19 protein-coding genes are annotated in these 18946 nt (G+C 50.9%); 8 read left to right on the top strand and 11 right to left on the bottom strand.

Annotated elements, in window-relative coordinates; all coding sequences use genetic code 11:
• Window positions 1–12: 12 nt before the first annotated feature.
• From AC01YT_RS09285 to ssnA, 9 genes are all read right to left on the bottom strand, one after another.
• Window positions 13–813 (bottom strand): XdhC family protein, encoded by an 801-nt coding sequence (locus AC01YT_RS09285; protein WP_476674826.1) that lies wholly within the window; start codon window positions 811–813, stop codon window positions 13–15.
• Window positions 814–825: 12 nt separating this feature from the next.
• Window positions 826–3840, bottom strand: coding sequence for a molybdopterin-dependent oxidoreductase (locus AC01YT_RS09280; protein ID WP_476674824.1), 3015 nt, complete (start codon window positions 3838–3840; stop codon window positions 826–828).
• Window positions 3841–3858: 18 nt separating this feature from the next.
• On the bottom strand, window positions 3859–4611 hold the full coding sequence (locus AC01YT_RS09275) for an FAD binding domain-containing protein (protein ID WP_476674822.1): 753 nt from the start codon (window positions 4609–4611) through the stop codon (window positions 3859–3861).
• Between the two features lie 66 nt (window positions 4612–4677).
• Window positions 4678–5673 (bottom strand): LLM class flavin-dependent oxidoreductase, encoded by a 996-nt coding sequence (locus tag AC01YT_RS09270; protein WP_476674820.1) that lies wholly within the window; start codon window positions 5671–5673, stop codon window positions 4678–4680.
• 18 nt (window positions 5674–5691) lie between these two features.
• Window positions 5692–6306 (bottom strand): 2-phospho-L-lactate guanylyltransferase, encoded by a 615-nt coding sequence (cofC, locus tag AC01YT_RS09265; protein WP_476674818.1) that lies wholly within the window; start codon window positions 6304–6306, stop codon window positions 5692–5694.
• Window positions 6303–7250: a 2-phospho-L-lactate transferase gene (gene cofD, locus AC01YT_RS09260; protein ID WP_476674816.1), complete on the bottom strand. Its 948-nt coding sequence runs from the start codon at window positions 7248–7250 to the stop codon at window positions 6303–6305. Before cofD ends, cofC begins: the two co-directional genes overlap by 4 nt.
• A gap of 9 nt (window positions 7251–7259) precedes the next feature.
• The gene (gene cofE, locus AC01YT_RS09255; RefSeq protein ID WP_424913234.1) at window positions 7260–8033 is read right to left on the bottom strand and encodes a coenzyme F420-0:L-glutamate ligase; all 774 of its coding nucleotides are present in this window, start codon (window positions 8031–8033) and stop codon (window positions 7260–7262) included.
• A 14-nt stretch (window positions 8034–8047) separates the two neighbouring features.
• Window positions 8048–8740: an NADPH-dependent F420 reductase gene (npdG, locus tag AC01YT_RS09250; protein WP_476674813.1), complete on the bottom strand. Its 693-nt coding sequence runs from the start codon at window positions 8738–8740 to the stop codon at window positions 8048–8050.
• A 24-nt stretch (window positions 8741–8764) separates the two neighbouring features.
• Window positions 8765–10111, bottom strand: a complete 1347-nt coding sequence (ssnA, locus tag AC01YT_RS09245) for a putative aminohydrolase SsnA (protein ID WP_476674812.1) — start codon at window positions 10109–10111, stop codon at window positions 8765–8767.
• Window positions 10112–10432: 321 nt separating this feature from the next.
• Between ssnA and AC01YT_RS09240 the strand changes: the two genes are divergently transcribed.
• Together AC01YT_RS09240 and AC01YT_RS09235 are read left to right on the top strand one after the other, a co-directional pair.
• A complete protein-coding gene (locus AC01YT_RS09240) occupies window positions 10433–11821 on the top strand; it encodes a dipeptidase (protein ID WP_476674810.1) in 1389 nt (462 codons plus the stop codon).
• Window positions 11822–11830: 9 nt separating this feature from the next.
• Window positions 11831–12790, top strand: a complete 960-nt coding sequence (locus AC01YT_RS09235; protein WP_476674808.1) for a DUF1385 domain-containing protein — start codon at window positions 11831–11833, stop codon at window positions 12788–12790.
• Here the strand turns inward: AC01YT_RS09235 and AC01YT_RS09230 are convergent.
• Complete coding sequence (locus AC01YT_RS09230; RefSeq protein WP_476674806.1) at window positions 12729–13145, bottom strand: secondary thiamine-phosphate synthase enzyme YjbQ; 417 nt, start codon at window positions 13143–13145, stop codon at window positions 12729–12731. The genes AC01YT_RS09235 and AC01YT_RS09230 overlap by 62 nt on opposite strands.
• 134 nt (window positions 13146–13279) lie before the next feature.
• On the opposite strand from AC01YT_RS09230, the gene AC01YT_RS09225 reads away from it, so the two are divergent.
• The 6 genes from AC01YT_RS09225 to AC01YT_RS09200 all read left to right on the top strand — a co-directional run bounded on the left by AC01YT_RS09225 (window position 13280) and on the right by AC01YT_RS09200 (window position 18207).
• Window positions 13280–13858 (top strand): helix-hairpin-helix domain-containing protein, encoded by a 579-nt coding sequence (locus tag AC01YT_RS09225; protein WP_476674804.1) that lies wholly within the window; start codon window positions 13280–13282, stop codon window positions 13856–13858.
• A 25-nt stretch (window positions 13859–13883) separates the two neighbouring features.
• Entirely contained in the window at window positions 13884–14342 is a 459-nt protein-coding gene (locus tag AC01YT_RS09220; protein ID WP_476674802.1) for a GatB/YqeY domain-containing protein, read from the top strand.
• The gene (locus AC01YT_RS09215) at window positions 14339–16477 is read left to right on the top strand and encodes an HD family phosphohydrolase (RefSeq protein ID WP_476674800.1); all 2139 of its coding nucleotides are present in this window, start codon (window positions 14339–14341) and stop codon (window positions 16475–16477) included. The genes AC01YT_RS09220 and AC01YT_RS09215 overlap by 4 nt, the downstream gene beginning before the upstream one ends.
• A gap of 5 nt (window positions 16478–16482) precedes the next feature.
• Window positions 16483–16932 carry an rRNA maturation RNase YbeY gene (gene ybeY, locus AC01YT_RS09210; protein WP_476674796.1) on the top strand — a complete coding sequence of 150 codons (450 nt, stop codon included), beginning with the start codon at window positions 16483–16485 and terminating at the stop codon, window positions 16930–16932.
• A 12-nt stretch (window positions 16933–16944) separates the two neighbouring features.
• A complete protein-coding gene (locus AC01YT_RS09205; protein ID WP_476674794.1) occupies window positions 16945–17322 on the top strand; it encodes a diacylglycerol kinase family protein in 378 nt (125 codons plus the stop codon).
• Between the two features lie 111 nt (window positions 17323–17433).
• Entirely contained in the window at window positions 17434–18207 is a 774-nt protein-coding gene (locus AC01YT_RS09200) for a TIM barrel protein (RefSeq protein ID WP_476674792.1), read from the top strand.
• Between the two features lie 83 nt (window positions 18208–18290).
• Here the strand turns inward: AC01YT_RS09200 and AC01YT_RS09195 are convergent, their stop codons facing one another.
• On the bottom strand, window positions 18291–18944 hold the full coding sequence (locus AC01YT_RS09195; RefSeq protein ID WP_054521515.1) for a response regulator transcription factor: 654 nt from the start codon (window positions 18942–18944) through the stop codon (window positions 18291–18293).
• Between the last annotated feature and the right edge of the window lie 2 nt (window positions 18945–18946).

Raw genomic sequence — 18946 nt, 5'->3', positions numbered from 1 at the left:
TTCCTCCTTAACTTATTGGTTTTCTTTCATCCGCTTTCCGTTACCACCATTGCGCAACATAATGATTTCGGCCATAATACTTACAGCAATTTCTTCAGGGGTTTCAGCATTTATTTCCAACCCAATCGGCGAAACTATACGATTAAGCGACTCTTCTGAAACACCACGCTCCAATAATGTTTTGCGTGTTACCGCCCAACGGCGCTTCGACCCAATGACACCAATGTATGCCGCCGGGGTTTCCAGAAGTGCAGGCAAGCCTTCCACATCCACAGCGCTACCGCGCGTCGTAAGGATAAGATAGGTTTGCGAGTGGATGCGCAAGTGCTGCGGTAATTCAGCCATGGGCACCGGATAGAATTCGTCTGCCTCGGGGTTGGATTCGGGGTTACAAAATTCTGGGCGATCATCACAAATTGCAACCCGAAAGCCGAGCCATTTCGCCAAGTGAACCAAGGCTTTTCCTACGTGACCTCCCCCAATAACAACGATCATCGGTTTGGGGAGAATCGGTTCCACATAAACCTCCAATTGACCACCGCAAACCCCAGGATCGCCCCGCTGGGGATCAACCATATCATACCGCAACAAGCGAGCCCGTCCATCCTGGATAGCCGCCAGCGCTTCTTTTATAACTCGACTCTCTAATTCACCACCGCCAACGGTACCTATAAAGTGACCATCGGCATACACTAACATTTTACTTCCGGTGTGGCGAGGCGTGGAGCCCCGTGCATAAACAATCGTGCACAGGGCCCCAGCCTCGCCCTTTTCCACCAAGTTGACCACTTCCCGATAAATCTCTTCATTCATAGCCCAACCAACCTATTTCTGTTTCAACACGCGCCAGACCTTTTCCGGAGTTAATGGGTTATCCAGAATATCAGCGCCGCATGCATCGAGAACTGCGTTTGCGACGGCCGGCGCCACGCCATCCATTGGAATCTCTGCTACAGCCTTAACGCCAAACGGATGAGAGGGTTCAAATGTCTCGACAAAGATGGTCTCCAACTTCGGCATCTCATTGGCGCGGAAAATATGATAATTCAGCCAGTCTTTTTCGCGCGGACGCCCTTGTTCGTCATATTTGAGTTCTTCGCAAACCGCGTACCCTAGGGCCTGGGTCATGCCCCCCTCAATTTGCCCAGAAGCCGTGATCGGGTTGACGATTACCCCAGAATCCACCGCCATCACCAACCGATCCACCGTCACTTGGCCGGTTTCGATATCTACGGTTACCTCGGCAAATTGGGCCGCGAAGGGCGGGGGCGCAACCGGAGAAACATAAGAGCCAATGCCCATAATTTGCTCTTGATCGGCGTGGTGGAGGCTGTTGAGTGCAATATCTTCCATGGTCACGAAACGCCCATCTGGGGCAATTGCCTTGCGGTCGGCTAAGCGAATTTCCTCAGGTTTCACTGTGCCGTGGCCATTACCCTGGTCGTTCAGCATCTTCGCTGCTCGGATCCGAATTCGCTCCGCCACTTGTTGAGCCGCTTTTACAACTGCCGCGCCGGAGATGTAAGTCGTGCTAGAGGCATAAGCACCCTTATCAAAGGGGGTGAAATCGGTGTCAGAGGAATGCACAATAATATCCTCAAGGGGCACCCCCAAAACCTCTGCCGCCATCTGCGCTAACACAGTATCCGAACCAGTGCCTAAATCGGTCGCTCCGACCATCAAGTTGAATGAACCATCATCGTTCATCTTTATCGAGGCGCCACCCATATCCAGGTATGGGATAGCCGTTCCCTGCATAACCATTGCCACGCCAATACCACGGCGCAAGTGGGGTTTTCCTGGTACCTGATGCCACTCCGGGTTTCCAAACTTTTGATCCCAGCCGATAACGGCTTTGCCCTGGGCGACGCATTCCTCCAAACCAACCGTATGAATGATTTCTGGACGAGGCTCACGTCCTTCGCTCCACGCCGTGCTGAACGGATGCAACTCACCGGCACGAATGGCATTCTTCAGGCGAAACGCAATCGGATCTAAACCCAAATCGCGGGCTATACGTTCCATATGGCGCTCAACTGCCCAGAACCCCTGAGGGACGCCATAGCCCCGAAACGCACCGGAAGGCGGTTTGTTGGTGTATACCACATCTGCGTAGAAGCGGATATTTGGCGCCTTGCGATACTCTCCATCACCGACGTACAGCGCCATTGCCTTGTGCCCCGTGTTCCCGGTGACCGTCAAGCCATGACAGCCATAAGCGCCGGTATCACTCAGCACATACATCGCGTTAGCCGTAATCGTGCCATCCAGTTTAACCCCGGTTTTCATCCGTATCCGCATAGGATGACGCGAACGTGCTGCCGTGAATTCTTCTTCGCGGGTATAAACGTACATTACAGGGCGGCCAGTCGCAATGGTCAGATGAGCCGCTACATCCTCAATGAGTACTTCTTGTTTTCCGCCAAAGCCGCCGCCAATGCGTGGTTTTATCACTCGAATCCGCTTGACCGGCAGACCTAGCACTGGCGCCAAGATACGGCGTACGTGGAATGGCACCTGGGTGCTGGTGCGAATCACCAAACGATCATCCTCATCCCAATAGGTAACGACTACATGAGGCTCAATGTGAGACTGTTGAACCTTGGGAACCTCGTACTCAGCTTCATAAATGCGGTCGGCGTCCTGGAAACCCTTTTCGACATCGCCGATGTTTATCCGGATCTGGGCGGCAAGGTTACGTTTAGGATCCGACTCGGCGAAGTTTACATAATCGGGTTCGTCATGAATAATCGGTGCCCCCTCTTTCAACGCATCCGCCGGATCTAATATTGCCGGAAGCGGTTCATATTCCACTTCTATCAACTTAAGGGCTTGTTCGGCAATTTCCTCAGTTTCGGCTGCCACGAACGCCACACGATCCCCCACAAACCGTACTTTTTCGTCTAACGAGAAAGTATCTAATGGACCAGGAATAGGATCGGATTGGCCGGCAGTGGAATAAGGAACGCGAGGAATATCCTTATAGGTTAGTACCGCCGCAACACCGGGCAGCGCACGTGCCTTCGAAACATCGATCCGTTTTATCCGGGCATGAGCCACTGGGCTATGCAAAACCTTGGCAATTAACATGCCCCGCATCTCGATATCGGCGGCAAAGGCCGGTTTACCTTGGACTAGTTTAACTGCATCCACCTTGATCTCGGGTTTGCCAACTCGCTGCATTGCTTGCCGCTCCGGACGCATGACTGTCCAGATGCGTGGCATCACTTGGGTACGCACCATAGGTGAAGGCGCTAATCCAGGATTTGCTGTCTGGGTATCCTCACCCGAACCTGGCCAATTGGTTGGAAATACTAAGGTTCCGACCTCACCCTCAATCGGAGGCACCTGTTCACCACGCATTATCGCCGCGGCGCGTAAGATTGCCTGCACCGGTTTCAGATACCCGGTACAACGACATAGGACGCCCGATATGGCCTCCCGAACTTCGTTTTCGGTCGGCTTTGAATTACGATCCAACAGAGATTTAGCTGCAAGGGCAATGGCAGGAGTACAGTAACCGCACTGAATTGCGCCGCTCTCCACCAGCGCTTGTTGAATGGGATGCAAACCCTCCGTTTTCCGCCACCCCAAATCAGGGTGTTTCCCAATCCCCTCAATCGTTTCAATGCGATGTCCATCGGCTTGAGCCGCCAACATGACACACGTATTAATCGGTACACCATCCAACAACACCGCACAAGCGCCGCATTCGCCGTGCTGACAACCACCGTCTTTTACACCATAATAACCATGACGACGCAAAGCAGCCAATAATGTTTCATTAGGAGTTACATGCCATTCTTGTTCTACGCCATTGACCCAGAGTTTTATCTGCATAGCTCCCTCCTCAAGTCCTCATAGCGCACTCAGGCACCGCTTCAGTAGTACTTGAGCAACCTCTTGACGGTAGGTGGCACTTGCCCACTCGTCCCCTGCGTCTTGCAGCATCGCACGGAGTGCCATTTGTGCCCCACCAGCATCCGGCCCATCCACCACCAAGCCAGGTGCTTTGCCAAAACCTCCCACAACTACCCGAGTTCGTCCAGAGGGCCATTGGGCTACGGCGATTAGAAGAATTGGGCGGTCTTCTGGTGTACGGGCAACATATTCATATTTCAGTCGGGCGTTTTTGGCTACACGAATTTCTGTTATCAATACCGCATCTGGAGATCGCGCTCCGCGTAAGGCCAAAAAATCGCCCAAGGACATTTGTTGTTCCCCCGGTGCCCAAATCAATATCGCGTCCAACGCCAATAAAGCACTCAGCAGATGTGAGCGACCATCACCGGTCACAATACTCCCCGCAACAGTAGCACGTTGGCGCAGGTTATAAGTCGTCTCCTTGCGGGCCGCCAGGATCAAATCGGGTTGAAGCCCCTCACACTCTACCAGTTGTTGCAAGGTAACGGTAGCCCCAATCTTTACCAGGTTACCTTGAGAGACAATTTGATTTAAACCCAAATCTTGCAGGTCAACTACCGCACAATCTGGTTCTTTCATTCGGCTCACTGTTACCCCACCCCCTAACGGAATGGTAAAAGGATGCGGGCGTTGCAATAACGCCAATGCCTCATTTAATGTTTTGGGGCGATGATACTCAACGATCATAACCAACCCTCCTTGATTGAGGGCCACCCGGGAAGGCCCAGGTGGCCGATCTGCAAAAGCAAATCCTTATATCTGAGCAAAGGTATCAATGAGAAGTTTATAGTCTCCACCAACCGGATATAAAATCGGGCAGGTTGCCCCAGTCTTGAGATATTCCTTAACCTTGGCCTTGGCTTCTTCTGGAGTACCCGAAGCCGTAATGCGATAAATCAAGTCTTCTGGAACCAGGTGCTTGGCCTTTTGGATCTGCTCATGGGTAGCCGGCCAGCCCAAGATGCTTTGAATTTCCGCTACGACATCGGGTGAAACCCCAGAGGCTTTTGCAATATGGGGTTGCTGGGCTAAATACTGGCACAGTAGTTCACGCGTCGTATCAATCGCACGATCATGATCTGGGTCTACCGAGCACACAATGAGTTGCGGCCGGTCTAAATCATCCACCCGGCGTCCAGCCTTCTTAGCGCCCTTATCCAGCAATTCCATCGCCCAATAGTTATATTCCGGGGGCACGCAATAATTAAGCACCACCCCATCGGCGATCTCGCCAGCCAATTCCATCATTTGATCTCCAGTGGCGCCGATCATGATTGGCACATTGCGCGGTTCGCGCCGTCCATGGACAACATCCAGTTCAATCCCTTCCACATGGATGAATTCTCCATGAAACGTAACCCGTTCCATATTGAGCAGGCGACGCAATACAGTCACTGTCTCGCGCATGGCTACCAACGGCTTCTTACGCTCAATGCCCACATTGCGGGCCAAAGGATCCCACCAGGCGCCAATACCACAAATGATCCGATTGGGCGCCAAATCATCTAAGGTTAGAAAGGTCGCCGCTAACAGGCCAATGTTCCGCGTCCAGTTATTGATTACGCCCGAACCAATCTTAATCCGTTCAGTGACCGCGGCATACGCCGCCATGGGCACAATGGCATCCCTTACCAGACGGCTTTCGGCTTGCCACACGGCTTCGAAACCCCGTTGCTCAGCATAACGAACAAATTCCAACCCTTCGCGCAGATCATGAGCGTCTTGTAAGTAAAGTGCTACTCGTTCCATGATTTCCTCCTGGGGTTATTATAGAGTGAGTGGATTCATTTGGTGTTCGCGCCAGTACTCCAGATCCTCGGGCCAATCCAGGTCGAACGCAATTGAAGGCAATTCCAAGGTCCGAACCTCTAACCCTTTTTGGTGCGCCTGGCGACAATGAGCTTCGAATGAATTATTTCCAAACTGATACTCTAATGCTCCTGGCGGTCGAACCAGCAATGCATTGGTGCCTCGCAAGCGACGATCAGGCACAATCACAATACCCCGTTCAAAGCGTGCCGATTTGAGGATTGTCCTAATATCTTCGGGGCTTGCCAACGGTAAATCTACCGGCAAGATCAACACCTCGCTAGCGGCATAAATTTGGGCCATGGCCGTGGCACGTCGAAGGGCCAGATTCAGATTGATGCGTCCATCTTCCTGTAAAGTGCGAGCGCGATACTGACGCGCCGTTGAGAGGATCGAAGAATCGCGGCTGACAACTAGAATTTCTTCGATCTCTTTCACGTCCTGCAATACTTGCAGAAGATGCACGTACAGTATCTGATTCAAAAGCACTCGTTCGTGCTGGGATAACACAGCCGCTAAACGTGACTTCCCTTGATAGATCGGTTTAACCGGAACAATCGCCCAAGTGCTCATAACGTAAGAGTCTCCACTATCTTTTGGCCAAAAGCCATAACCTCTTTTGCCAGGCGAACACGATCCTGAACATCGTGCATTACAATGTCGGTTGTCTCAGGTATTATACCGAGTTGCCTAATCTCCTCAGCCCATTCGATGTCCGAAACATCAATGACCAAACCTTGCAATAAGCCAGAATAATAACGCGCCACTGCCAGCGGACTCGGTTGCCATCCCATTTCCCGGAACATTTTTGCCGCAGGTCCCTTTAACGCTTGACCACCTATCAAGGGTGAAACTGCCACAACAGGTTTTCGACTAATCACCTGTCGAATCCCCGGCACCGCAAGTATTGGCCCAATGCTAACCCATGGATTAGAGGGACAAATAATAACCAAATTGGCTTCACTTAAAGCATCAAGCACACCCTGCGCGGGACGCGCGTTTGAGACTCCCTCAAAACGAAAGGCTTTTACTTCAGGTTCGCATCTCTGGGCTACAAAGTAGTCCTGAAAACCAAGTTCTTCATTCTGTCGGGTTATCACAATCGTGGCGACGGGATCATCGGACATAGGAAGAACTTTGACCATTATTCCCCACGCGCGACAAAATGCGGACACGATTTGGGAAAGGCTTTCCCCCTCTTGCAGACGGCGCGTCCGTTCAAGATGCGTGGCTAAATCACGATCCCCTAGGCGGAACCAGGTTGGCCCACCTAGTCGCGCCAACTCTGACATAACCGTCCAGGTTTCCCCTTCGCGCCCCCAGCCCGTCTCTGGATTTGCCATTCCCGCCAGGGTGTAGCAAACCGTATCCAAATCGGGGGCAATATACAGCCCCATGTGCCGAAAGTCATCTCCCGTATTGACGATAACGGTCAGGTGGTCTGGTGAAACACAACGCGCCAGCCCATCCACCAGTTTCGCACCACCAACTCCACCTGCCAGGGCGACCACCCGCATAACTCATCCCTACCGAAACAAGTCCTGCTCTTCGGGACGGCGCAATTCCGAGAACGAAGACTCCCGCAGTGGATATGGGAATCCTCTCACGTGAACAACCGGACGTTTCTCATCCGCCTGTCCCATGATCAGTGAAGCCGCTGCAGCCAATTCATCCGCTGCGGCGACTTGTGTAACCCGCAATTGATAACCAAACAAATCGGGATGACCTCGTAAATCAACCAACGCCGGTACGCCCGCTAAACCGATACAGACTCCCACAGTTCCTAACCGCCACGCTCGACCATGCGAATCTATGATCAACACCCCAAGATTAACCCCGCTGCGTTCGTGTAAAGCCGCTCGGATACGCCGCGCCGAGGCATCTGGATCCTCGGGTAAAAGAAGCACCCAGTCCTCGGGGTTACCATAAAGACCTTCAACATTGGAATGATCAATGCCCGCATTGGCACAGACAAAACCCCATCGGTGTTCAACGATAAGTGTCCCAGGGCGGTAGCGCAATACGGCGCGGCTCTCTCGCAAAACCAATTCCACAAACCGGGCATCTTTATTGGTGAGTCGCGCCAATTCTTCCGCCTGTGCTGAAGGTGTAATTTCGCTTAAGTTGACTAGGCGCCCCTCAGCTTTTGATACAATCTTCTGGGCCACGACCAGGATATCGCCATCCTGCAACGTAATTCCATTGGCCACTAGTGCATACCACAAAATCTCACCCAAATTATCGCCCGGGCGAATCAACGGAATACCTTGCAGTGCGGTCAACGTCATGAACACATTCATAACGTCAAAGCCTCTCAGTCGGGCCGTGGCACCCCAGTAATGCGGATACCCGCTGATTGAACGCCAAATTGTTTATTGAGGCCAATAAGTATGGAGGTCAACCCCTCGACGACTACCGCGTTCTCAGATGGGCCTGCATCCCACCCCACCAACCCTGCCTCTTTAACTAAGTCAAGCACGACGTGTCGGGCTTCCTTGTTCCCACCGCAAACCAGTACATCACATTCTACAGGTTCATCGTGTAATAGGTGCTCATAGGAAATGTTTTGAAAAGCAGCCACCACCTGAACATTCTCACCCAGAATGCGCTGCGCCTCCATGGTGGCGCTTCCATCCGGTGGCATCTGTACTTTAGTCACCTTGGGAGGAACTAAAGGTACCGTGACGTCAATCACTATTTTGCCCTGGACATAAGGCTTGATAAACTCGCACATATCACGATGAGCTGCATAGGGCACAGTTAACACCACAATCTCGGCCTGTCCTGCCGCTTGCTCATTGCTCATTCCGATCACTGGACGACCCTTCGAACCCAATAACTGATTGATGTCACTGGCCGCAGCTTGTGCTTTTGCCTCCTGACGCGATCCGATGATCACCTGATGTCCAAAACGCGCCCAACGATAGGCTAATCCTTTTCCTTCTTTTCCCGTACCGCCGATAATGGCAATGGTCCGCTGTGGGATGTTTTGAAATCCTTCCGTCATGTCTTCAAGACTCCCAAGATGAGATTAGAACAAAGCATGATAACGTTCCCAAATGCGGGGAGCCAGTTGACGCGCCTCGTAGGCAATTTTTTCCGCATCCAACGTGAGCAGTTCGCGATCCCGCATCAACACTTTCCCCGCCACAATGGTTGTCGTAACCATGCTCTCGTGGAATCCAAACACAATATGCCAGGGTAAATTGTCGGGTGTCAGGGGGGTAAACGGTTGATAATCCACAAAAATGAGGTCGGCTTGAGCGCCCGGTGCAATCACACCAATGGGACCACAGTTAAATTGCTGCGTAGCCAATGCGGCATTGTTGTAAATTGCCATCCGAACAACATCTGTAGCGGGCATACGGCGCGGATCCAAGTGCCATAATTTATGTGCCAGATAAGCTGCTTTCCACTCCTCCCACATTGCATTAGAAAAACCATCATTACCTAAGCCAACCTTTACTCCTGCCCGTAACATCCCTTCCGTCTGCGCCATGCCAACCGCGTTATTCATATTGGAGCGCGGCTGATGTGTAACCCAGGTGCCGGTCTCGGCCAACAGATTGATTTCACGCACATCTACATGAACAGCGTGAACAACAATGGATCTTGGCCCCAAGATGCCGTGGCGGTAGAGACGATCTACTACCCTTTCTCCGTATTTGTGCAGGCTATCATATTCATCAACGGGGTGCTCGGCAACATGAATATGAAATCCTATATCTTCACTTACCCTTTCCCGGCAAGTTTGCAGAGTGGCTTCACTTAGTGTTAAAGAGGCATGCAGACCAAACATTGCCGCCAACCGGCCGTTGAGCGGACGGTCGCGCTTGACGTACTCAATAAAACGAAGATTCTCCTCTATCCCGGCTTGGGCACGTTCAGGCCCATCCCGGTCAGTAACCTCATAACACAATGAAGCTCGGACACCGCTTTCTTCTACCGCGCGCGCAATTTGGTCAAGGGATCCTGCAATCGCATTCGGCGACGCATGATGATCAATTAGGGTGGTTGTGCCATGACGCACTGCATCAACCAGGCAAACTAAAGCGGAATAATAGACCGCCTCTCGAGAAAGTGATTTATCTAATGACCACCAAAGTTTTTCCAAGATCTCAGGAAAATCTGCTGGTGCCGGTCCGGGAATGGCTAACCCACGCGCAAATGCCCCATAAAAATGGGTATGGGCACAGATATTTCCGGGCATGACATACTGCCCTTTCGCATCCAAACGCTCTTCGTGAGGATATTTTGCGATCAAATCTTGGGTCGGGCCAATTTCACGAATATGATCCTTCTCAATGTAAAGCGCGTGATTCTCTAATATACGATTGGGTGTTTCCCAAGTGATTAGTGTGCCATTGGTAATTAACATAGCCACCTCGGGATCTTGTTTTTAAAAAATACGCCCGTGTCTAGTCATGTTCACGGGTGAAAACAAAAAATCCAGCAGACGTTGAAGTTTACCGAAAAGGGGAAAGGGCAAGTGGAGCTCTGCAAAACCATCGGATCGGTGGACCTTAGCCGGCGGCACTTTTCGACGGGCCCATGGGATTACCCGACGCCAGTCAAGCAACGCTTGAACTGACCACCGATTCCTGCATATATTTTAGCACAAATCTAAGTCAGATGAAGTGTTTTTTGTCTTACAATTCAATTATAATCGGCTTATCTCGTTTTATTGAGGAGTTATTCTATGATGACAAACAAAGCCAAAGCCTTGCGCTATGTTGATACTAATCGTCAAGCGTTTCTCAACGCCTTAAAGGAATTCGCCAGCATCGCTTCGGTTTCAACGGATCCTGAACACAAAGAAGACATACGCCGCGCCGCGAATTGGTTAGTCTCCGAACTCAAGCGGCTTGGTTTTGATAATGCCAACACGGTCGAAACCGCAGGCCATCCAGTCGTTTTGGCTTATACGGAGCCTCGTCTAAACAATGCTCCCACAGTTCTAATTTATGGTCACTATGATGTTCAACCCCCTGACCCTTATGACGAGTGGGAAAATCCCCCTTTTTCACCATGGCAGAAAGGTGAATATCTCTATGGCCGTGGTGTTTCAGACATGAAAGGGCAGGTCATGGTAGCCCTAAAAGCTGTAGAAGCCATCACCGCTACTGGTACCCTCCCCTTGAATATTATATGGTTGATTGAGGGAGAAGAAGAAATCGGTTCGCCCAATCTGAGTCAATTTCTAGAGCAGTACCGCCAATTGCTCAAGGCGGATGTGGCCTTAAATTTGGACACCGGCATGCTCGCCCCGGATCAACCCACAATCACCTATGGGTTGCGGGGTGTGGCCGCCTTTGAATTACGCGTCTATGGCCCTGATCATGACCTCCATTCTGGTCTCTTCGGCGGGGTCGTTCACAATCCAGCACAGGCTCTTTGTGAATTGATCGCCGGTATGCACGATGCCTCTGGCAAAGTGCTTGTGCCCGGTTTTTACGATCACGTTCGTCCCTTGGATGATGAAGAACGCCAGGAATTAGCCCGTTTGCCATTCAAAGAGGCCGAACTTACGCGTAATCTCGGCGTGCCACAACTCTATGGCGAACCTGAATTTACCCCGATAGAACGGATTGGCGCACGACCAACGCTTGAAATCAATGGACTTTATTCCGGATATACCGGGCAAGGGTCAAAAACGATCATTCCCGCTTGGGCCATGGCGAAAATTTCCACCCGTCTGGTGCCTGACCAAGACCCCGAAGACATTCACCAAAAACTACGCGCTTATCTCGAAGCGAACTGCCCACCCACCGTACGCTGGGAATTAATTGCTTTTGCCGGCTCCCCAGCTTCCGTTACTGACCGTCATCACCCCGGTGTGCGCGCTCTCGCCCAAGCCCTTAAGAACGTATGGGGCAAAGAGCCTCTTTATCGCCGCGAGGGTGGAAGTGTCCCCGTCGTTGGAATGATGCAGTGCATCCTGGGCTTGGAATCGGCGCTTTCAGGTTTCGGTTTACCCGATGATCACATCCATTCTCCCAATGAACGCCTGCATTTGCCCACATGGTATCGCGGTATCCAGGCAGTCGTAGAATTTCTCATGTCCTATCCCGATTTCGCCCATTCCTGAGGATCAAACATGGCCGAAAATCTTAAACTTCCCTCTTACGGAGGACAAGCCCTGATTGAGGGGGTGCTCATGCGTGGTCGTTATGCCGTGGCAGCGGCTATACGCACACCGCAAGGCCACATTGAGGTCGTTAGTGAGCCGCTAAAAGGCATTTATCTCTCACGCCTGACCGCAATTCCTTTTCTGAGGGGCTTGGTTATTCTATGGGATGCACTTGGCTTAGGCATGCGTTATCTCTCACTTTCGGCCAACTTGCAAGCCGAGAAAGAAAGTGAAAAAATCGAGGGGGCTACTTGGGCAGCGACGTTATTTGTGAGCCTGGCGCTAGCCGTGGGGTTATTTTTCCTTTTCCCGGCATTAGTGGGCAAAGGACTTCAATCCCTACTCGGTCTAACTGGTTGGGCAACCAACCTGTTTGAAGGGCTAATCCGTTTGTTTGTGGTCATCGGTTACATTTGGAGCATCGGGCGTATTTCTGATATTCAGCGTGTCTTCGGTTATCACGGAGCCGAACATAAAACCATCAATGCCTTTGAAGCCGGCACCGAGTTAACCCCCACGAGTGTTGATCGCTATCCTCTTGAACATCCTCGATGTGGCACATCGTTCATCTTAACACTGGTTGTGCTCTCGGTGGTGCTTTTTTCGTTATTGGGGGACCTTCCATGGGTGGGATTAATTATAAGTCGCATCCTCCTTATTCCAGTATTAGCTATGCTCGCCTATGAATACATTCGATGGGCGGCCGACCATCGCAATCACCCACTTGTGGCTTGGTTAATCCGCCCTAACCTTTGGCTCCAGCAATTAACCACACGTCCCCCTAGCCCGGACATGCTAGAGGTCAGTATCACCGCTTTTAAGGCAATGCTGGAACTTGAAAACCAACTTGCGCTAGAACGTAATCCTAGGTACCAAGTATCTGCACCACCAAGCGACGCTGCCGTGGGCGCACATCAAAGTCAATAAAGATAATTTGCTGCCAAGTGCCTAAGCACAGATGACGCTCCACGAAGGGAATAGTGATTGAGGGCCCTAACATCGAAGCCCGCAAGTGACTATGTCCATTATTGTCTCCCCAACGATAATGATGAGCATAGTCTCTTTCAGCAGGTATCCACTCGTCAAAAAGGTGTCTTAAATCGCTAACGCACCCCGGCTCGTATTCTATTGTGGTGATTGCGCTGGTACTGGAAGGGGTGAAAACAACAACCACGCCGTTTTCAATGTCACTTTCCTCCACAGCGCGAGAAACAAGCGCTGTAATATCCTGAACATCCGTATTTCCCCGCGTCATCAGCGACAAGTAAGTGGTTTTAACCATCTCCGCTTCTCCATAGGCTTACTTACAGCCGAGTGAGTAAAAAATGATGCTATTGGTGGTCTTGACGGAAATATCGCACATATTATACTGGGGTTGAATTCATCTTACCGAATCTATCCCAGGATGACCATACGATGAAACCCTGGCAACTCATTCTGGTCGGCGTATTGGGTGGGCTCCTGTCCACAGCGCTTATCCTACTCATCAGCGCACCTCCGCGCTCGGAAACGATCATTCTTCGAACTCAAACGCCCTCCCCATGGGTTGTACACCTTTCGGGCGCAGTGACTCGTCCCGGGGTTTATGAGGTTCCCCCAAAGAGTCGCTTAATGGACGCTATAAACATTGCTGGCGGTTTGCTACCCCAAGCCGATACGGACGCCATAAATTTAGCCGCACCTCTTAAGGATGGCATCAAAATCCGTATCCCGTTTCTTGGCGAAGAAACCTCATCTTTGTCGGCAGATATCACCTCTTCCGTTGAGATATATGATGAGGCTTCAGGAAGAGAATCCGACCGTTTGGACATCAACCAAGCCAGTGTTGAACAATTAGAAGCGCTCCCGGGCATTGGCAAAACCCGAGCCGAGGCGATCATCGAATATCGGCAGAAGCACGGTAAATTTGATACAATAGAACAAATTCAAAATGTCCCTGGAATAGGCCCTGGGATCTTTGAGCAAATTCGCGAATTTATTACTGTGACTCCTTAAACGTCACTTTTTTCGGAGAACAGCCATGGCGGAATTAAAAACCAAACTTGAACTAGCGTTGCGCGATGCCATGCGCAGCAACGATGATGTGCGCAAGCGAACGTTACGCATGATCCTCTCAGCCATCCGCTTGGCCGAGGTTGATAAAGGCAATCCACTCGACGATAATTCAATCTTAGCCCTTTTACACAAAGAGATCAAATCCCGCCGTGAAACTATTGAAGACGCACAAAAAGGACAACGCCCTGATTTGGTAGCCGCAGCACAAGCCGAGATCAATGTTATCCAGGAGTTCTTACCCCAAGCTCTTTCAGAGGAAGAACTGATCGCGATAGCAAAAGCCGCAATTGAAGAAGTAGGCGCCAAAACGCCAGCAGACCTAGGAAAGGTGATGAAATTGCTTATTCCGCGGCTACAAGGTCGCGCTAGCGGCGATGAAGCCAGCCGAGTCGTGCGGCAACTCCTCCAAAACCAAGGGACATGAAAGGCATCACGGCAATTCCAAAACGTTTTGAGCGCTTGAATCGCCCTCTCATCAAGCGCGCCTTGCTAATTATCTGTAGCCTTCTTTCTCTTGGCGCGTTGCTTTTTCCGATTGCCATACGTCCTCCTTATCTCAGCCTCAAGGTTGGCGATGTGGCGACTCAGGACATCCTGGCTCCCAAGACATTAACTTTTGTGAGTGAAGTCCTGACGCATCAAGCCCAAGATGAAGCACGAAATGCCGTTGCTCCTGTCTATCTTCCTCCAGACCCCTCTATTGCCCGCCGCCAGATTGAGAAGCTTCAACTGGCACTGAACTATATTACAACCGTACGTTACGATCCTTATGCGACGCCTGACCAAAAGATTGAAGATCTGCGTGCTCTGAGTGACATTCCTCTTTCCGAGGAAACAGCACGTTTGCTCGTTGATCTCAACGATAGCCAGTGGCAAACCATTCAAAAAGAAGCCCTTTTGACCCTTGAACAGGTCATGAGGGGTACTATCCGTGAAGATCGAGTTGAGGAAGCCCGACAAAGCGTCCCCGGAGTGATCAGCTTCACCCTTCCCGAAGAACAAGCCCGCATTGTAGCCGATTTGGTCACCCCGTTGGTTCAACCTAATAGTCTTTACAGCGAAACGTTAACCCAGAAAGCCCGAGACGAGGCGGCTAAAAAAGTCGAGCCCGTGACTCGTTCCTACTTGGCGGGTGAAGTTATTGTGCGGCGTGGGCAGTTAATCACTCCAGCGGTAATGGAGGCTTTGGAAAAATTTGGCTTGGTCGAAACCGAAAATCGTGTGCGCGAAATCGCTGCGGCTACTGCGCTCGTGCTTTCTCTTACAGTTTTTATTGGGCTATATTTTACCCGTCGACACACACACGCGCTTGAAAGTCTTAAGGCATTGCTCCTTCTGGCTTTGACTTTTCTTCTTTTCCTCTATGCTGCTCGTATCATTGTTCCTAACCGTGTTGTTGTCCCTTATTTGTTCCCCTTACCTGCTTTTGCACTCACAGTGGCCAGCCTATATAACTTAGAAATTGGTCTAATCTTCTCCCTCGTGTTAAGCCTGCTCTCCGCCTATAACCTCCCCAATGCTCTCGGGTTGTTTATGTTCTATCTTATGACCAGCATCGTGGGAATCCTAGCGTTAGGAAAAGCGCGGCGTGTGGCAAACTTTTTCGCGGCAGGTGTCGCTATTGGATTGGTAGGAAGCGCTATGGTTATTGCCTTCCGGCTACCCGATCCCTTTGCGGATTGGATCGGCATTGCTACACTTATTGGTTCTTCCTTCATCAATGGAATTGCATCAGCAAGCCTAACCCTTTTACTTCAATTTCTTTTCTCCCAAGCCCTGGGTGTTGTTACACCGCTTCAACTCCTGGATTTATTGCGTCCCGATCACCCCCTGCTGCAGTTTGCGCTGCGCAACGCACCGGGATCCTATCAGCACAGCCTGCAAGTCGCCAATCTTGCCGAACAAGCCGCAGAAGCCATTGGCGCTGACACATTGCTAACACGGGTTGGGGCAATTTATCATGATATTGGAAAGGCCGTAAATCCAGCATTTTTCATTGAAAATCAAGCCATCGGAACACCAAATCCCCACAACGAACTAGATCCTTACACCAGCGCAGATATAATTATTCGACATGTCGAGGACGGGGTACAACTCGCCCGGAAATATCGTCTGCCCCCCCGCATCATTGATTTCATTCGCGAGCACCACGGGACCTTAATTGCACGTTACCAATATGCTCGCGCTCTTGAGGCTGCCGGGAATGATCCTTCGAGGGTCAATCCGGATCGTTTCCGTTACCCCGGCCCACCCCCTCAATCCCGGGAAACAGCATTGCTCATGTTGGCCGATATGACTGAAGCTCGCACCCGGGCCGAAATGCCTAGCGAGGAAGAGGAATTTCGTGCCCTAGTTCGCAAAGCTATTGAGTATTGTCAACGCGAGGGACAGCTCGACCAAACGAACCTAACCCTGCGCGATTTTTATTTGATCACGGAGTCTTTTACCAAAACACTACGTAACGCTTATCACCCGAGGATTAAATATCCTGAAGTACAATCCACGTCATCTCCACTCGCGGAGCAAGCTACCCACCCTATTGAGACCACTTCCCGCTAAATGTTATGATTAACCTGATCATTTCTCCCTCCTTTGAGTTCACAATCCCCCAAAAAGTAATCCTTCAATCAGCCGAGGCGGTTTTACTGCGCGAACGAAAGGACGTGGATCTTTCCATAGTCATTAGCGACAATCAGGAATTGCAGCGTCTCAATCGGGAGTTTCTGGGACATGATGCACCTACCGACGTGCTTTCATTTCCTCTAGGTGAAATAGATCCCGATACTCAACGCCTTTATGCGGGAGATGTGATCATCTCCTGGGAAAAGGTGGTCGAGCAAGCCCAAAAATCCGGTCATTCTCTTGAGTGCGAATTAGCCTTGCTTGTCATCCATGGGGTATTGCACTTATTCGGCTACGACCATGCAATGGAAGATAAAAAACAAGAAATGTGGCAAATTCAGGGCGACATCCTAAAAAATCTTGGCTGTGATCCGCAAATTCTTCCTGAATAGCGAGGCGGAAAGATGATGCAATTTCTACGTTCGCGCCTCCCGGCTTTTCGACACGCTTTTAGTGGTCTGGGTTATGTATTGCGCACTCAGAAAAATGCCTGGATTCACGCCTCGGCCACCATGCTGGTGATTGCTCTAGGATCTTGGCTAGGTCTCGACTCAATCCGCTGGGCAATTTTGATCTTTGCCATTGGATTAGTCTGGCTAAGCGAAGCCTTTAACACCGCTCTCGAGGCATTTATAGACCTGGTCAACCCCGATACGCACCCTCTTGCCGGTATCGCTAAAGATACAGCTGCGGCTGCAGTTCTCATTGCCGCCATCACCGCCGCAATTATCGGCATCCTTATTCTTGGTCCCCATCTTCTTCAACGCTTTTTCCTCTCCTGATAAACGACCATCCCATTACCAGAAAGGGTTTCCGTTATGCGTCCATTCCGATTTGGTACTGTTGGGTCTCCCCTCTCCACACCTAAAAAACCCGGAGGATCTGTTGGGGCCGTGCATCAAATCGCGACTCTGGGCCTTTCGGCATTGGAATTGGGTTGGGTACAAGCCGTACGCGTCACACCCGAGACCTGTGCTCAAATTGCTTCGACGGCAAAAGAGTTGGGCATAACAATTAGCGTGCATGCCCCTTACTTTATCAACCTGAACGCCTCAGAAGAAGAGTGGCCAAAATCGCGTCAGCGTTTGATGGATGCGGCTTATTATGGCTACTTGGCTGGAGCTACGGATATCGTGTTTCACCCCGGTTCTTACTTTGGCGAATCCTCGGTTCAGGTGATGAAAAAGGTCATTGCTCGCCTCACGGGATGTGTAGAGGAACTTCGAGCAAGGCAAATTCAAGTTACTCTACGCCCGGAAACGATGGGCAAATCAGCCATGATTGGCTCTTTAGAAGATGTCTTAATCATGAGTCGAGAGGTGCCTCAGGTACAGCCTTGCCTGGACTTTGCCCATCTTCACGCCCGGGCTGGGGATGGTTCTATGAATAGTTATGAAGAATGGATCAGGGTATTAAATGACTATGCGAAATATCTAGGGGAAGAAGCTTTGCAACGGCTACACATCCATCTTTCCGGAATTGAATACTCCTCCAAAGGGGAGCGGAATCACCTTCCCATCCAGGAGTCGGATTTCAATGTCCACGCTCTTTTCACAGCCTTACGCGACCGAGGCTGTGCGGGCCGCATTCTCTGCGAAAGCCCCAACCTCGAAACCGATGCCCTCTGGATGCAACAAACATGGGATGATTTGACAGTCAAGAATTAAAAAGGTAGGTTCCCAAGACCTACCTTTTTCGCTTTCGTCAGATTTCGCTTTCGTCAGATTTTCAAGGGATAAGCCCTTGCCCTTTAAAGGTAATCCCGCAAATTATGCTCCACAGCATAGGCAGCAGCTTCGGCACGGTTGCTTACCCCTAGTTTGGAGAGAATGCTGCTAACGTAATTTCGCACCGTTCCTTCTCCTAGATAGAGGGCTTTGGCAATCTCACGGTTTGTCTTCCCCTCGGATACCAATAACAAGACATGCTTTTCTTGTTGGCTAAGGTTCGCAAATGCCGAAGCCTCTTCCTCGCGTACCGCACGCCGCACTTCTTGAAATACGCGCTGAGTGACCGCGGGATCGAGCAACGCTTCACCTCGCCCAACAGCCTCAATCGCCCGAATTAGATCCTCGCGACCAATCTGTTTGAGGACATATCCGGACGCCCCAGCTCGGATCGCCGAAAAGAGCATTTCATCCTCGGCGTAAGAGGTGAGCATGATCACCTTAGTTTCGGGGTATTTTTGGGTAATTTCTTCGCAGGCCTCAATACCCGAAGCGCCCGGTAAACGGATATCCATTAAGACCACATCTGGGCGATGCTGAGCAACCTGCTCCAAGGCCTCTTTGGCCGTACCCGCTTCCCCAACCACCTCAAACTGGGGATGGTGTTCCAGCAACGCTCTCAATCCCAATCGTACAACCTCGTGATCGTCTACCAACAAAATTCTTTGTTTCGCCATAG

This window comes from Thermanaerothrix sp., assembly GCF_056331585.1.
This window is presented reverse-complemented; position numbering and strand designations above follow the sequence as displayed.

Bases quoted from the DNA above. Each gene is read 5' to 3' on its own strand.
- AC01YT_RS09195 (WP_054521515.1), bottom strand. From the start codon at position 18,944: ATGGCGAAACAAAGAATTTTGTTGGTAGACGATCACGAGGTTGTACGA.
- AC01YT_RS09215 (WP_476674800.1), top strand. From the start codon at position 14,339: ATGAAAGGCATCACGGCAATTCCAAAACGTTTTGAGCGCTTGAATCGC.
- AC01YT_RS09230 (WP_476674806.1), bottom strand. From the start codon at position 13,145: ATGGTTAAAACCACTTACTTGTCGCTGATGACGCGGGGAAATACGGAT.
- AC01YT_RS09235 (WP_476674808.1), top strand. From the start codon at position 11,831: ATGGCCGAAAATCTTAAACTTCCCTCTTACGGAGGACAAGCCCTGATT.
- AC01YT_RS09270 (WP_476674820.1), bottom strand. From the start codon at position 5,673: ATGGAACGAGTAGCACTTTACTTACAAGACGCTCATGATCTGCGCGAA.
- cofD (WP_476674816.1), bottom strand. From the start codon at position 7,250: ATGCGGGTGGTCGCCCTGGCAGGTGGAGTTGGTGGTGCGAAACTGGTG.
- AC01YT_RS09220 (WP_476674802.1), top strand. From the start codon at position 13,884: ATGGCGGAATTAAAAACCAAACTTGAACTAGCGTTGCGCGATGCCATG.
- AC01YT_RS09275 (WP_476674822.1), bottom strand. From the start codon at position 4,611: ATGATCGTTGAGTATCATCGCCCCAAAACATTAAATGAGGCATTGGCG.
- ybeY (WP_476674796.1), top strand. From the start codon at position 16,483: ATGATTAACCTGATCATTTCTCCCTCCTTTGAGTTCACAATCCCCCAA.
- AC01YT_RS09205 (WP_476674794.1), top strand. From the start codon at position 16,945: ATGATGCAATTTCTACGTTCGCGCCTCCCGGCTTTTCGACACGCTTTT.
- cofC (WP_476674818.1), bottom strand. From the start codon at position 6,306: ATGAGCACTTGGGCGATTGTTCCGGTTAAACCGATCTATCAAGGGAAG.
- AC01YT_RS09225 (WP_476674804.1), top strand. From the start codon at position 13,280: ATGAAACCCTGGCAACTCATTCTGGTCGGCGTATTGGGTGGGCTCCTG.
- AC01YT_RS09280 (WP_476674824.1), bottom strand. From the start codon at position 3,840: ATGCAGATAAAACTCTGGGTCAATGGCGTAGAACAAGAATGGCATGTA.
- cofE (WP_424913234.1), bottom strand. From the start codon at position 8,033: ATGAATGTGTTCATGACGTTGACCGCACTGCAAGGTATTCCGTTGATT.
- ssnA (WP_476674812.1), bottom strand. From the start codon at position 10,111: ATGTTAATTACCAATGGCACACTAATCACTTGGGAAACACCCAATCGT.
- AC01YT_RS09240 (WP_476674810.1), top strand. From the start codon at position 10,433: ATGATGACAAACAAAGCCAAAGCCTTGCGCTATGTTGATACTAATCGT.
- AC01YT_RS09285 (WP_476674826.1), bottom strand. From the start codon at position 813: ATGAATGAAGAGATTTATCGGGAAGTGGTCAACTTGGTGGAAAAGGGC.
- npdG (WP_476674813.1), bottom strand. From the start codon at position 8,740: ATGACGGAAGGATTTCAAAACATCCCACAGCGGACCATTGCCATTATC.